14 protein-coding genes are annotated in these 15,444 nt (G+C 43.3%); 7 read left to right on the top strand and 7 right to left on the bottom strand.

Annotated features, from left to right (window positions below; genetic code table 11):
* Positions 1–129 precede the first annotated feature (129 nt).
* The 6 genes from abc-f to ACT3RN_RS05205 all read left to right on the top strand — a co-directional run bounded on the left by abc-f (position 130) and on the right by ACT3RN_RS05205 (position 6,450).
* A complete protein-coding gene (gene abc-f, locus ACT3RN_RS05180; protein ID WP_192520099.1) occupies positions 130–2,067 on the top strand; it encodes a ribosomal protection-like ABC-F family protein in 1,938 nt (645 codons plus the stop codon).
* Between the two features lie 458 nt (positions 2,068–2,525).
* The gene (gene petA, locus ACT3RN_RS05185) at positions 2,526–3,110 is read left to right on the top strand and encodes a ubiquinol-cytochrome c reductase iron-sulfur subunit (protein ID WP_192520098.1); all 585 of its coding nucleotides are present in this window, start codon (positions 2,526–2,528) and stop codon (positions 3,108–3,110) included.
* A gap of 22 nt (positions 3,111–3,132) precedes the next feature.
* Positions 3,133–4,338 (top strand): cytochrome b, encoded by a 1,206-nt coding sequence (locus ACT3RN_RS05190; RefSeq protein ID WP_192520100.1) that lies wholly within the window; start codon positions 3,133–3,135, stop codon positions 4,336–4,338.
* Positions 4,338–5,054: a cytochrome c1 gene (locus ACT3RN_RS05195; RefSeq protein WP_192520097.1), complete on the top strand. Its 717-nt coding sequence runs from the start codon at positions 4,338–4,340 to the stop codon at positions 5,052–5,054. Before ACT3RN_RS05190 ends, ACT3RN_RS05195 begins: the two co-directional genes overlap by 1 nt.
* 212 nt (positions 5,055–5,266) lie before the next feature.
* A complete protein-coding gene (locus tag ACT3RN_RS05200; protein WP_192520096.1) occupies positions 5,267–5,881 on the top strand; it encodes a glutathione S-transferase N-terminal domain-containing protein in 615 nt (204 codons plus the stop codon).
* Between the two features lie 131 nt (positions 5,882–6,012).
* On the top strand, positions 6,013–6,450 hold the full coding sequence (locus ACT3RN_RS05205; protein WP_192520095.1) for a ClpXP protease specificity-enhancing factor: 438 nt from the start codon (positions 6,013–6,015) through the stop codon (positions 6,448–6,450).
* 79 nt (positions 6,451–6,529) lie between these two features.
* On the opposite strand, the gene dcd is transcribed toward ACT3RN_RS05205, so the two are convergent.
* The 7 genes from dcd to ACT3RN_RS05240 form a co-directional block, all read right to left on the bottom strand.
* Entirely contained in the window at positions 6,530–7,105 is a 576-nt protein-coding gene (dcd, locus tag ACT3RN_RS05210; protein WP_192520094.1) for a dCTP deaminase, read from the bottom strand.
* A gap of 129 nt (positions 7,106–7,234) precedes the next feature.
* Complete coding sequence (locus tag ACT3RN_RS05215) at positions 7,235–7,666, bottom strand: hypothetical protein (protein WP_192520093.1); 432 nt, start codon at positions 7,664–7,666, stop codon at positions 7,235–7,237.
* Positions 7,667–7,677: 11 nt separating this feature from the next.
* On the bottom strand, positions 7,678–8,901 hold the full coding sequence (apbC, locus tag ACT3RN_RS05220; RefSeq protein ID WP_192520092.1) for an iron-sulfur cluster carrier protein ApbC: 1,224 nt from the start codon (positions 8,899–8,901) through the stop codon (positions 7,678–7,680).
* 256 nt (positions 8,902–9,157) lie between these two features.
* Positions 9,158–10,018, bottom strand: coding sequence for a 3-hydroxybutyrate dehydrogenase (locus tag ACT3RN_RS05225; protein WP_444518515.1), 861 nt, complete (start codon positions 10,016–10,018; stop codon positions 9,158–9,160).
* A 483-nt stretch (positions 10,019–10,501) separates the two neighbouring features.
* Positions 10,502–11,131, bottom strand: coding sequence for a CoA transferase subunit B (locus ACT3RN_RS05230; RefSeq protein ID WP_192520355.1), 630 nt, complete (start codon positions 11,129–11,131; stop codon positions 10,502–10,504).
* Between the two features lie 154 nt (positions 11,132–11,285).
* A complete protein-coding gene (locus tag ACT3RN_RS05235; RefSeq protein WP_192520354.1) occupies positions 11,286–11,999 on the bottom strand; it encodes a CoA transferase subunit A in 714 nt (237 codons plus the stop codon).
* Between the two features lie 183 nt (positions 12,000–12,182).
* Complete coding sequence (locus ACT3RN_RS05240; protein ID WP_192520353.1) at positions 12,183–13,523, bottom strand: short-chain fatty acid transporter; 1,341 nt, start codon at positions 13,521–13,523, stop codon at positions 12,183–12,185.
* A 289-nt stretch (positions 13,524–13,812) separates the two neighbouring features.
* Here ACT3RN_RS05240 and ACT3RN_RS05245 point away from each other — a divergent pair, with 289 nt between their 5' ends.
* Positions 13,813–15,138: a GntP family permease gene (locus ACT3RN_RS05245; RefSeq protein ID WP_192520352.1), complete on the top strand. Its 1,326-nt coding sequence runs from the start codon at positions 13,813–13,815 to the stop codon at positions 15,136–15,138.
* Positions 15,139–15,444: the final 306 nt, after the last annotated feature.

The following is a 15,444-nucleotide window of genomic DNA, read 5'->3' on the forward strand; positions in this document are numbered from 1 at the left end:
TAAATATAGTAGCTATAAATAGTGTGCATAAAACCATTTACACTCACTACAGTTATGTAGTGGCATGTTATACTGCTAGCAATTCTGCAACAACCCCTACCTCACTATTATATAAGCTTAAGATATTCTATGGCACTGATACATTTAAAAGATATTCACCTCGCTTTTGGCGTTGCTCCTATTCTTGATGGCATTGACTTTTCGATTGAAGCAGGCGAACGTGTCTGTTTGATCGGTCGTAATGGCGAAGGTAAGTCTACTTTGTTTAAACTGATCAATGGCTCACTGCAACCTGATAGTGGCGAAGTTATTATTAATAGTAGCGTACGTATTGCGATGCTAGAACAAGACGTACCTGAAAGTAGTGGTCGCATCCTAGACATTGTGATGGGTGGTAGCCGACGTACTGCTGATCTGTTGATCAACTACAACGAACAGACCGATTTGTGTGCGAATGGCGACATGGCTGCTTGCGAGCGTATGGCGGAGTTGCAGCATGATATCGATGCCGTACACGGTTGGGATTTGGAACGTGAAGCAACTCGTCTTATCAAAACCATGGGGCTAGACCCAGAAGACGACTTGTCTTCATTGTCAGGTGGTCGTAAACGTCGTGTGCTATTAGCACGCTCATTGGTTACCAAACCTGATGTACTCCTCCTCGATGAGCCGACCAACCATTTAGACGTTGATAGTATTGAGTGGTTAGAGCACTTTTTATTAGATTGGCAAGGTCTGACACTATTATTCGTGACCCATGATAGAGCGTTCGTGAATAAACTATCGACTCGTATCATTGAGCTAGATCGTGGGCAGTTGACCAGCTATGATGTCACCCAAGGCGAAGGTGGTTATGCACGCTATCAAGAGCTAAAAGAACTACAGTTATTGGCTGAAGAAAAAAATAACGCTAACTTTGATAAAAAACTGGCGCAAGAAGAAGTTTGGATTCGTCAAGGTATCAAAGCCCGCCGCACCCGTAATGAAGGTCGTGTTCGCGATCTAAAAGCACTGCGCGAAGAGCGTAGCGCCCGTCGTGAGCAAGTCGGTAATGTGAATATCACCATGGGTCAAGGTGAGAAAAGCGGCAAGCTCGTCTGTAAAGTCAAAAACTTACATCTTGAGTATGATGGCAACGTGCTGGTTGATGACTTTACCACGACTATCATGCGTGGTGATAAAATCGGGATTGTCGGACCTAACGGTGCAGGTAAAACCACACTTATTAAAGCTCTACTCGATATGTCTGATGACGAAGTCACAAAATCTGGTAACGTCGAATTGGGTACCAATTTAAAAATTGCATTTTTCGACCAGCTACGCGATCAGTTAGACCTTGAAGCTAGTGTGGCACAAAATGTCTCAGAAGGCTCAGATTTTGTAGAAGTGGGTGGTCGCAAGACACACATCATGAGCTACTTGCAAGACTTCTTATTTGCCCCAGAGCGTGCACGTACTCCTGTCAAGGCACTATCAGGTGGTGAACGTAACCGTGTGCTACTTGCCAAACAACTATTAAAACCTGCCAACATTCTCGTACTCGATGAGCCAACCAATGATTTGGACATGGCGACACTTGAGCTATTAGAAGAATCAGTTGCCAGCTTTGGCGGAACGATTTTGCTTATCAGCCATGATCGCTCATTTATGGATAACGTTGTTACCTCAACATGGGTATTTGACGAAGATGAAGACGGCAAAGGGGTCGTCAGTGAGTATGTTGGCGGCTACCAAGAATATCTGGTACAAAAAAACCGTGAACAAGCAGCCAAGGCAGCTAGAGCGCCCGTAAGCAATACCGCAGTTAAAACAGCCAGCAAACCAACGGCTGCAAAACCCAATAAAGTGGCCAAAAAGCTTAATTTTAATGAGCAACGCGAACTGGATAATCTACCAAAAGAAATCGCAGCATTAGAAACTGAGCAAAATCAATTGCAAGAACAGCTGGCAGATGGTTCTTGGTTCACTACTGATATCACTGCAGCAACAGCGGCTAGCGAGCGATTATTGGCTATAGAAGATGAGATGATGGTCAAGTTAGAGCGTTGGAGTACGCTTGAAGGTTAAAGCATACTTGATATTTTGCGATAGCAGCTTATTTATGGTGACAGGTACTTAATTATCAGAAATAATCACCACTTTATGATATGAAGTGGTGATTATTTACTTATAGCTACTTACAAAGCAGTTATATAGTGAAAGTTACCTAATTTTCAAGTATCATTCGCTATTGCTAAATATCCTTATTAATTTTAAGGTCATTACGTCTACAATCCTCGTAAAGGATGGATGTTAGACAGTAATACCTCTAGACGTTTTGCGGTGATTATCACTTTCAACCTTATAATATACCCTATTGAGGTTGCTTTATTTTTAACGCAATAATTTATTTTATCACCGAAATAGCTTAGAATAGCAACAATTAGCAAAATTAGGCATAGCCAAAGTGGCTTGATATTGTATATTTTCTAAGCCACAAACCCAGTGTGGGATAATCCCATTTCATTCACCTGGAGGAAGTATTAATGAGCCAAGCCGAAGGCGTTAACGTACAACGCCGTAGAGTTCTTATTGCCTCAACTGCCGCGATTGGTGCAGTTGGAGTCGCTGCTGTGGCAACACCTTTTGTCCGTTCTTGGTATCCAAGCGCTAAAGCTGAGGCTGCAGGGGCTGCAGTGACCCAAGACATTGGTTCTATCGAAGCTGGACAGATGATTGTTGTCAAATATCGTGGTAAGCCTATCTATGTGGTTAAACGCACAGAAGATATGTTATCGACTTTAGAATCTGTAAAACCTTTGCTGTCTGATCCAGATTCTGAAGCATCATTACAACCTGAATATTGCAAAAATACAGAACGCTCTATCTCACCAGATGTTTTGGTGGTTGAAGGTGTTTGTACACATCTGGGCTGTGCACCAAACTATCGCCCTGATGTTGGCGCAGCCGATCTGGGTGGTAATGACTGGTTCGGCGGATTTTTCTGCCCCTGTCATGGTTCTAAGTATGATTTAGCAGGACGTGTCTTTAGTGGCGTTCCAGCACCGCTTAATTTACCTGTTCCAGAATATGGTATGGATGGTACTATCTTGACGGTTGGGGAGGCTTAATATGAGTATTGGTAAGAAATTGATGCATTGGGTGGACGCGCGTTTTCCTGCGACTGAAACCTATGAATACCATATGTCAAAGTACTACGCACCAAAGAACTTTAACTTTTGGTATTTCTTTGGCGTATTATCAATGATTGTATTGGTCAACCAATTAGTGACTGGTATATGGTTGACGATGATGTACAACCCAAGTGCCGAAGGGGCATTTGCGTCTGTTGAATATATCATGCGTGATGTAAAAGGTGGTTGGCTCATTCGTTATATGCACTCCACTGGCGCATCTGCGTTCTTTGTCGTGGTCTATCTGCATATGTTCAGAGCCTTGCTATATGGTTCATATCAGAAACCCCGTGAGCTTATTTGGCTCATCGGTATGGGTATTTACCTAGCACTTATGGCAGAAGGCTTCTTTGGTTATCTACTACCTTGGGGTAACATGTCATTTTGGGGTGCTCAGGTTATTTTGAACCTTCCTGCTGCTCTACCAGTGATTGGTGACGGTCTTGCTGAATGGGTACGCGGTGATTATATCATCTCAGGTATTACCCTAAACCGCTTCTTTGCACTACACGTAGTGGCTATTCCACTAGTCTTGGTAGGCTTAGTATTTATGCATATTGTGGCGCTACATCATGTTGGTTCGAACAACCCTGATGGTATCGACATCAAAAAGCTAAAAGATAAGAATGGCATACCATTAGATGGTATCGAGTTCCATCCTTACTACACTGTGCATGACATGGTTGGTATTGTGGTCTTCTTTATTTGTTTCTTTGCAGTGGTATTCTTCTTCCCAGAAGGTGGTGGATTCTTCCTTGAGCCACCAAACTTTGAGACAGCGAACTCACTGAAAACACCAGCGCATATTGCACCAGTATGGTACTACACGCCATTCTATGCCATCTTACGTGCCGTTCCTGATAAGCTTGGTGGTGTTATCGCAATGGGTGCCGCAATTGCCGTACTGTTCTTAATACCATGGCTTGATAGATCACCAGTACGCTCAATACGTTATAAAGGCATCTTGTCTAAAATTGCACTGACTGTGTTTGCCATCAGCTTTATCATATTGGGTTACTTAGGTGCCACGCCAACGACGCCAACAGCAACACTCATGGCTCGTATATGTACAGTGCTCTATTTCTTATTCTTCTTATTGATGCCATTTTACACTGCCATTGAAAAGTGTAAACAGCCACCAGAACGCGTTACCGGAGGTCACTAATGAACACGCTAATTAAATCCCTAGCTGGTCTAGGCTTAGGCGCGGCATTGAGTTTGACTGCTGGTACTGCAATGGCAGCTGGCGGTCACGGATGTGGTACATTCGTAAACGCCGATGGTGTCGAAGAGCATTTAGCTTGTAGTACAGCCCCTATTGATTTTACCAATAAGGGCTCACTACAAAACGGTGCGAAAACCTTTATGAACTACTGTGCGGGTTGCCACTCAGCTAAGTACGTTCGTCATTCTCGCATTGCTCAAGATTTAGAAATACCACCTGAGTTGGTTGAAAAGTATCTAATGGTAACCACTGATCAAATTGGTGACCATATCAATGCTGAAATTGACCCTGAAGTCCAAGCAGCTTGGTTTGGTGCAGCGCCTCCTGACCTATCACTTGAGACACGACTGCGTGGCGATGATTGGGTATATACTTACCTACTGTCGTTCTATGAAGATCCAAGCCGTCCTTGGGGTGCTAACAACTTAGTACTAGCGAACGCAGCCATGCCTCATGTCTTGCATAACATGCAAGAAGAGTTGAGCCAAGAAGAGTTTGAGAGTGAGGTTGGCGATTTGGTTAACTTTATGGCATGGATGGGCGAACCTGCTCGCCATGACCGCCAAGTAATTGGTTTCTTCGTTATTTTGTTCTTATTGGTCTTATTGATTCCAGTTTACTTATTGAATAAAGAGTTCTGGAAAGATGTAAAATAAGCCAATACTAAAAACATCAAAACCAAGCAAGATATTAGGCACTACTTTGGTAGTGCCTTTTTTCTATTATAATAATCAATAATGAACACCAAACGCTCCATCAACCAAAATAGACAAATAAAACGCTCAATATCAATGTTTACGTACGTTACCTTGATAAACAGGACAACTTTGTTTACGATGACAACCTTCACTATTAACATTAGGCTTTCATGATCGATGCGAACGACATTCCAAGTAGTCAGCTAATTCTATATGCTGATGACGGCTACAACAGTCATGTGGTACGCCTATTACTTGAAGAAAAAAATCTCGCTTATTATTTATCACGTTTACACTCTGAACGTCCTGAAGATTTGACCGAGCTCAACCCTTATCATACCTTGCCTGTACTACAGCAGCGTGAGATTGCGCTCTATGAAATTAATGTCATTTTTGAGTACCTAGAAGAGCGTTATCATACCAATAAACTACTGCCTGAGACGCCACAAGAGCGTGCACAGTTTCGGCAATTGGCTTGGCGAATTCAACATGATTGGCTTGTACTTGGTAAGCGCCTATTGATGCATCCAGACAGTTTTAATAAAGCACAAGCTGCCATTGCTAAAAAGCAGTTAAGCGATTCCCTTATTACTTTATCCCCACTCTTTGCTCATAAACCCTATTTTATGGCCGATGAGTTTGGCTGGTGTGATGTGCTATTAGCACCACTGCTATGGCGACTAGATGAAATGGGTATCGAGCTACCACGCGCGATCAGCCGTCCGTTGTTCGAATATCAAACAAGAGTGTTTGAGCGTGGCAGCTTTCAAAAAAGCGTGCAGTGATTAGACAAGTATTAAAAGCTGCCCTAAAATAACTACAAATAAAACCAACATCAAACAGCGTTTATCGCGTGATAAGTTACTAAATAAGACATTTTTAATCACCAGACATAATTTGTATAGGAAATCATCAGATGAGTGAAACGACCTCTATTACCCCTACCCGTCCTTATATGGTACGTGGACTATACCAGTGGATAGAAGACAACCTCCTTACCCCTTATTTGATGGTTGACGCCACTGCTGACAATTTACAGATTCCAAGAGAACATGTACAAGACGGGCGTATCGTACTCAATATTGCTAGCCGTGCGACTGGTAATATGCATATGGGTAATGATTATATTAATTTCAGTGCGCGTTTCGGCGGCGTCTCACAAGAGATTTGGATACCACTGACTGCGGTGATGGGTATCTATGCAAAAGAAAACTCACAAGGTATGTTTTTTGACCCTAATGAATATGACAACTATGAGCCCGAAGAAGGCTCAGATACTGCTGTTAAAAAGAACACTTCTACTGCGCCTAAGCCAAAACGTGATAACAAAGCGGGTTTAAAGGTATTAAAATAACTGGTTTTTCTGCACCAAAAAGCCCGTCATATTAGATATGACGGGCTTTTTTTGTGTTGTAGCTTACCCAAGACATTATCTATGTTCTTGGTAACGTCACACCGCGTTGACCTTGGTATTTACCACCACGGTCTTTATAACTGGTCTCACAGACATCGTCCGCATCACTTTGGAAAAATAGCATTTGCGCAACCCCTTCTCCAGCATAGATACGTGCTGGTAAATTGGTGGTATTACTAAACTCTAAAGTCACATGACCTTCCCACTCTGGCTCAAGTGGCGTGACGTTAACGATAATACCGCAACGTGCATAGGTTGATTTACCTAGGCAAATAGTCAGTACATCACGTGGAATACGGAAATATTCCACCGTACGTGCCAGTGCAAATGAGTTAGGCGGAATGATACACTCATCGCCCACGATATCAATAAAGCTTTTTTCATCGAAGTTTTTAGGGTCAACCACGACTGAATGTACGTTAGTAAAGACTTTAAACTCAGGCGCACAGCGTACATCATAGCCATAGCTTGAAGTACCGTAGCTAACTAAACGCTCGCCTGAATCATTAAAACGTACTTGACCTGGTTCATACGGCTCAATCATGCCATGCTCTTCGGCCATTTTACGAATCCAGCGGTCAGACTTGATAGACATTCTTGTTCCTTAGAAAGTATTTAATAGCGACGATTATACGGAATTGATGGCGAAATTTATAGTAGCGTTGATTCAATACTAGCCATTTTCAGCTAATTTTTTAGGTCCCAGCCAAATTTTTCTAAGTCACTATTCATTTACAGCTACTGGCTGTCCTTGGTAGCTGACTGTGCTACTAACTATTCCTCTTTTGGCTTGTCTTGCGGCAGCCCAAACGGCTTCTGTAATGGCTTTAATCTCTATCATTGTCAATCCGCCTGCTAACTCTTCAGTGACATTGACTGCTGCAAAACCACTTACTCCAAACCGATGCTTGGGAAACTTAAGCAATAAATCAGTAATAGCTTGTACTGCTAGCAAAAAATCAGCAATCACCATTCGGCGATTGCTAAAATTCGCATTAACTTGATGGCGTTTGTTACTGCCATCTTTATAGTAGCAAACGGCACTCACTTGATTATTTGACAGTCCAATGACGTATATCGGCGGTCGAAATAACTTTAGGAGCTGATATTGCTTGGGGATAGTATCTAAATGACTTTGATAAATAGCTACGCTCACAATGTTCTCTTTTAAAAAATTCGCTTATCATCGACAGGTTTGGCAAATTTATTGATATTGGCTTCAATATTTTTGGCAATGCTCAGATAATATGGCGCAAACTCATCATCAGCCAATACACTTGGTTCGCCTTTATCCACTTGCGCACGAATACTACTAGCAAGTGGCAATTGTCCTAACAGTGGTACATGATATTGCTCAGCGATAAACTCACCACCACCAGTCCCAAAGATGGCTTCAGTATGATTGCAGTTACTACAAGTATGTAGTGCCATGTTTTCAACCACACCAAGTACCGGAATATTGGTCTTGTTAAACATCTCGACGCCTTTTTGCGCATCCAGTAGTGCCACATGCTGCGGTGTGGTCACAATCACAGCACCCGTGACCGGAATACGCTGTGCCAATGTCAACTGAATATCACCTGTACCTGGTGGCATATCAATCACTAAATAATCCAGCTGTGGCCAGTTCGTTTGATTATATAGCTGCATCAATGCGCCAGTGGCTTTTGGTCCGCGCCACGCGACAGGTGTATTATCACCATCAAGTAAACTACCGATAGACAGCATCGCCATGCCATGCGCATCGACCGGCACAAACTGCTCGTTCTCTAGCTGCGGCTTCACATCAGCAACCCCTAACATAGTAGGCATACTAGGGCCATAGATATCCGCATCCAATACACCAACACGGTTGCCAAGCTTTTGTAATGCTAAGGCAATATTGACGGTCGTCGTTGACTTACCGACACCACCTTTACCAGACGCTACCACGATAATATGACGAATACGCGGATGTGCTGCTAATGATGATTGTGTCGGTGCTGCTTTCGTAATCGGTGGCTCGACGTTATTGTTACTATCAGGGTTTGCTGCAGCATTACTCTGACTATCCATGGCGTTGGTCGTCTTTGGCATTGGTTTTGGCAACGTTGAACCAGCCCCTTTCCCTGGTGCTGGTAGACGCACGTTCATATGAATCGTGGTGATACCATGCGGATGTAGTAACTGTCCAAGCTCCTGCTGAATGGTTTCAGGCTTGCTGTTCTGCGGCAAACGCAAGTCTAAAGTGAGCTGACTACCTTCACGATTAAGACCCGTAATCATAGTCGCAATACTAACCGTACCAACTTCATAACCAAGCAATACCTTGTCTACAGCACTGTCTCGAGCTGCTCGCTGTTCTGGCGTTTCTGGTTTTTTCGTGGGATTTTTTTTCATAAAATTAAACATAGCGACCATTACTGCCTATACAAGTGGGTGGGTAGGCTAAAACAATGCTCTAGATATCGTTGATAATCCAATAAACAAGGTGAGCCTATGAGCTTTTTAGCCAAACCTTTTATCGTGATAGTGTAGCTGAATTACGAGCATAAAAAAACCACAACGCCAGTACGACTGACCTTGTGGTGATGAACAATGATAATAATAAAAGATAAGATACTGTAAAGGTAAATCTTGATGCCAAAAACTACCGGTCGCTCGCTTTTTAGTTCATAAACCAACCATGGCTGGCTAAGATGGACTGCCCTGTAAAGACATTAGTCGGAAACGCGGCTAAGAATAAAGCCAATTGGGCAATATCGTCGACCGTGGTGAACTCTTTGTCGACCGTATTCACTAGCATGATATCGTTGACCACTGACTCTTCACTGATGCCTTTTTCGGCTGCTTGTTCAGGAATCTGTTTTTCAACCAACGGCGTTTTGACAAATCCTGGACAAATCACGTGTGAGCGTACGTTATGTTGAGCCCCCTCTTTGGCCAATACACGACACAGACCTAGCAGTCCATGTTTGGCAGTCACATAAGGCGCTTTATAGAGTGAGGCTTCATGCGAATGTGCCGATCCCATATAGATAACCGTACCACCCTTATCACCTTTATACATGTGCTTAATCGCAGCTTTGGTGGTCAAAAAAGCGCCATCTAAATGGATATCAAGCATTTTTTTCCAATCGCTAAACGCCATCTTGTCAATAGGGTTAATGATTTGGATACCCGCGTTAGATACCAGAATATCGATTCCGCCAAACGTATCGACCAGCTGTTGTACCCCATCATTTACCGCATTTTCTGAGGTAACATCCATCTCAATCGCCAGTGCTCGACCGCCAACGGCTTCGATCTCTCTACACCGTCTATTTTCTAAGTCACCTGAGCGTGCTCGACCGCCAACGGCTTCGATCTCATCAACCGCTTTCTGCGCGGCTTCGAGATTGATATCAGCAATACCGATCGCTGCACCTGCTTTTGCGTAAGTTCCGGCGATGTCACGTCCGATACCACTTGCAGAGCCAGTGACTAACGCTACCTTGCCTGTCAAATCTTGTTGTAATTGGGTCGCCATATCGATTCCTTATGATGGTCTAAGAATATTATTAGTTTTTATAAAAATTGAGCTAAACGATTAGGGCGTGTTGAACATTCAAATATTAGGGCTGCTGATCACTAAAATTGCACCAAACTAGGCGCAAGCCGACGATAATGTCGAGACCTTAACTAGGCTTGTAACGACGTTTGGGGTGATTTTAGCATCAGCCTTGAGAACGGATCCAGCAAAGCACTGCTTTGCCCGTTTGCAAGGCGAGAGCTATGCTCGAGTGGAGGGCAGTACTCTTTTTTGCCAATACATGGCGAAATTGTTTAACCTAGAATGACTAGGTATCAAAAATTTCACTGCATATTGTCTAAAAAATAGTCACTGCCAGCACCACATTTGAATGTTCAACACGCCCTGATCTAAATAAATGCGCCACTATAACGCTGGCGACATATGTATCTATAGCATAAAACATAGTAGTCTTAGGAGCGTTACTCTACTGTACCAAGATTACTGCACAATGTTCACTGGCGTTTTTTCTTGTAACTCTTCGAAACTGACACCATCGGCTAGCTCAATCAATTTCAACCCGCTATCGGTGATGTCTAACACAGCAAGCTCAGTAATAATGCGATCAACCACGCCTTTTCCCGTCAGTGGTAACTCACAGTTGGCCAAAATTTTAGGGTCACCGTGTTTGTTGACTTGTTCCATCAGGACAATCACGCGCTGCACGCCTGCAACCAAATCCATTGCCCCGCCCATTCCTTTGACCATTTTTTTGGGAATCATCCAGTTGGCAAGATCGCCTTTTTCTGAGACTTCCATCGCACCCAATATGGCCAAATTAACATGGCCACCGCGAATCATTGCAAAAGAGTCTGAACTACCAAAATAACTAGCACCCGCCTCTGCAGTTACTGTCTGCTTGCCAGCATTAATCAAATCAGCGTCGACGCTATCTACCATAGGAAACTCGCCAATACCAAGCAGCCCATTCTCTGACTGTAGCCATACGTCTACGCCTTCTGGAATATAGTTGGCTACAAGCGTTGGGAGACCGATGCCTAGATTTACGTAATAACCGTCTTGCAATTCTTGTGCAGCGCGTTGTGCCATTTGTTCTCTTGTCCATGCCATGCTGATTTCCTTATTTTTTGCGATATTCTATTTTTATTCATTTAGACAGCCAGTTATCTAATCAATTAGCTGTCTAAGCTCTATCTATCTAAGCTCTATCTATCTAAAATCTACTATTAATGTCACATACAGCTAGACTTCGACTACGTTTTATTTACACGCCTTCTAGCGCTTTAGTTGTGGTTTTTTCGATACGTTTTTCGGGAGCGCTATTCAGTACAATACGCTGAACGAAGATACCTGGCAGGTGAACCTCATCTGGATCTAGCATTCCAGTCTCTACGATTTCCTCTACCTCTACGATAGTCATTTTCCCAGCCATCGCACAGTCTGGATTAAAGTTACGAGCGGTCTTGTTGAATATCAAGTTCCCTGCTTTGTCAGCTTTTTGCGCCTTGATTAGGGCAACATCGGCGCGCAATGAATGCTCTAGCACATAAGTACGACCATCAAAGTCACGGGTTTCTTTACCTTCAGCAACTAACGTACCTACGCCTGTTGCAGTATAAAACGCAGGAATACCAGCACCGCCTGAGCGCAGTTTCTCAGCCAGTGTACCTTGCGGCGTCAACTCAACTTCTAACTCGCCCGCCAGATACTGGCGCTCAAACTCTTTGTTTTCACCCACATAAGATGAGATCATTTTTTTGATTTGGCGAGTTTGCAATAATAGCCCTAGACCGAAATCATCGACACCAGCGTTGTTACTGATACAGGTCAAATGATTAACCCCACTGTCACGTAACGCTTCTATTAATGCCTCTGGAATACCACATAGCCCAAAGCCACCAATTGCGAGCGTCTGCCCATCCTTAACGATGCCTTGTAGCGCCTCTGCAGCACTGCTGTATACTTTTGATCGACTCATACTTATCTCCTATGATTGTTATTTATATTTTTTGATTTTTGCATAAACTGCACTTCACGGTCACTTACTTTGGTAGATGGATATATCGGCCCATAGATATATCGGCTCATGAATATAAAAGCACGCTGTATGGCTCAGCAGCTCTAATACTTGAATGTTCAACATACCCTATTCGTTTGAGCGTTATACTAATAGCCAAAACACACTCATGATAATCGCGCCAGATACCACCAGCACGATCAGGCAATAACCCATGATAGCTCGTGCATCCAAACCTGCAATACCCAGTAGCGGCAATGCCCAAAATGGCTGAATCATATTGGTCCACGCATCACCCCATGCAACCGCCATCGCCGTCACAGCTGGACTGACACCCAGTTCAATACCAGCAGGAATCATCACTGGGCCTTGAACGGCAAACTGTCCACCGCCCGATGGTACAAAAACATTGACCAAGCCTGCACTCAAAAATGCAAATATCGGGAAACTGTCTGCAGAAGCAGAATTGACAAAAAACTCGGTCACTTGCGTACTGATAGAGATGCCATCGGTATTGGCACCTGTCATGATTCCCATGATGCCACCATAAAACGGAAACAATAATACAATGCCTGTAATACCGCCAATGCCTGAATTCACGGCGCGATAGTAACGTTCTAACGTACCGTGCGACAGCAAACCTATAAATAAGAACAGCCCAATAACGATGTTCAGCCCTAAGTTAAATCCATTAGTACCAAACTCGCTAATGTAATACATCAGCGCTAATGCTAACAAGATCACAGCAATAATACGGCTATCGTCTAGCTTTTGGGCTGGTGTATCTCTTTGGGGTGCGATGTACACTTCTCGCTTGATCAGGTTGGGATCGATCACTGTAGGATTTTTGGGATGCATAAAACGGTTAACGAGAGGCAAAATGACTATTAGCAAACCCACCAGTAGCAAGTTATAGCCTGCAAATACGGTCTGTGACAAAGGCACCGCTTCGGTCATGGTATTACTAGACAATGTCAGTAGCGTATCACCGCCAGAGCTGAGCGTCAGTGGTATCGACCCCGAAAATCCACCATGCCAAATCACAAATCCAGAATAAGCAGCCGCGACCAGTAAAGGGTAATCGACATTGGCGACTTTTTTTGCCAATGATTTAGCAAAGATTGCTCCGATAATTAGACCAAAGCCCCAGTTAATCCATGAACCAACTAGCCCAACCAAGGTTGATACCATAATGGCGGTCGTAGGAGAATGCACTCTACTGGCAAGACTGTCCAGTAAACGTTGAATGAACGGTGCGCTAGCAAATGCGTAGCCAGTAACTAGGACCAATGCCATTTGCATGGCAAAGCTATGCAGCGACCACAAGCCATTACCCCAATGCCCTGCCATCGCAATCATGTCCTGACCAGTCGTTGCTAGCCCAACGGCAAACGCAATGAGGGTCAAAACAATCGAGAACACGAATGGGGATGGTAAATAGCGATTGACTAACTGCACGCTCATATTAGTGATGGCACTAAACATATTCACATTCCTTGTAAATTTAATGTTTGGTTTTGAGAGTTTTTATTGACACTTATTTTGACTGTTTATAAAGTTTGCCTGTGCTTCCCGCTCACTACCTCCAGTAAACAATAAAATATTCATTATTAGCAATATATTAATACGTTTCATATCGATATATCATATAAAAAGCATATGTGCTAACTTAGCATACTATTCTAGAAACGACTAGAAAATAACATCAAAAGCACGCGAGGCCATGTAATGTCTTGTTATAGCTCGCTGCTTTTTTTTGCCAAGGAGGGCAACTATGTTTAGCACATTCGCTATTGTCATCACTTTATTATTATTAATGTTTTTTGCCTATCGTGGCTACTCGGTACTGATTTTGGCACCGATTATGGCTATTTTGGCCGTGGTATTATCAGGTGACTTTTTAAGCAGTATTCCTGCTTACACTGATGTTTTTATGGGTGCGTTGAGCGGATTTTTGCTTAAGTTTTTCCCGATTTTTTTATTAGGTGCACTCTTTGGACGGTTGATGGCCGACTCTGGTGCGGCGACAGCGATTGCCAGCACCGTGGTTGAGAAGCTTGGTGCTAGCAAAGCCATACTCGCTGTTATTTTGGTATGCGCTATTTTGACCTATGGCGGTGTCTCATTATTCGTCGTCGCATTTGCCATCTACCCAATCGCCAAAGACTTGTTTAAAGCTGCCGATATTCCCAAGCGATTGATTCCAGCAGCCATTGCTCTAGGGTCATTTACCTTTACGATGACTGCACTACCGGGCACGCCAGCGATTCAAAACGCCATTCCCATTCCTTATTACAATACCAACGTGTTTGCTGCGCCTATTTTAGGCATCATCGGTGGTTTGGTTATGTTTATTGGTGGTTGGATGTGGTTACAATCACGAGCCAGAAAAGCCAATGCTGCAGGTGAAGGCTATGGTCAACATGATGATGAAGATGTGGGTAGTCTTAGTGCAGACACACAAGAAACTGAAGCGCTAAATACGCATCAAACTTCATTTACCGTTGCGATGATTCCCTTAGTATTGGTCATCGGTTTAAACGCTATACTGACATATATTATTTTTCCATTAATGGAATTCAACGGTTTACAGACACAATTCCCCGAATTGAATATCGCAGGCTCACTCGGATTATGGTCAATTATCATCTCATTGGTCGTGGCTTGTGTAGTACTAGTCCTACTCCGTATTGGACATTGGGATAACCTACAAAAGACCATTAACCGCGGTACTTACGACTCTATGTTGCCGATTTTCAATACGGCATCAGAAGTGGGTTATGGAGCCGTTATCGCTTCATTAGCAGGCTTCTTGATCATTCGTGATAGTATCTTAAACCTAAACCCTGACAACCCTCTGATCTCAGAAGCTGTCGCAATGACCACGCTTGCAGGTATTACCGGCTCATCATCTGGTGGTTTGAGTATCGCGCTGTCGACATTGGGCGAAGATTATCTAAGAATGGCCATCAATGCTGGTATCGATCCAGAGCTGATGCACCGAGTCGCTGTCATGGCAGCCGGTGGTTTAGATACCTTGCCACACAGTGGTGCGGTCATCACTGTCATCACTTTAGGGACAATGTTTGGTTCATTTTAAGTTTGGTTTATTTTAATTTTCAATCATAAAATCTAAACCATGGCGCCTAACCAAAAACCCACTTAGCGATTGCTTGGTGGGTTTTTCATGACAGTTCTTGCAACAATCAGTTATGGTTCAAGGCCAATATTTATAGTAGATAAATAAAGAGTTCGCTATATGCCACATAGAATACATTGCCTGATTAATTACGGAGGAATGTCACAAATTTAACCGAATTACGGTATCATAGGCACACTTTTTAAGTTTTCATTCTTTTTAGAAGTTTTTAGTATTGATAACATCGCGTCCAATGGCCATAAACTG

Source organism: Psychrobacter sp. AOP5-GZ1-6, from assembly GCF_052376345.1.
Taxonomy (GTDB): domain Bacteria; phylum Pseudomonadota; class Gammaproteobacteria; order Pseudomonadales; family Moraxellaceae; genus Psychrobacter.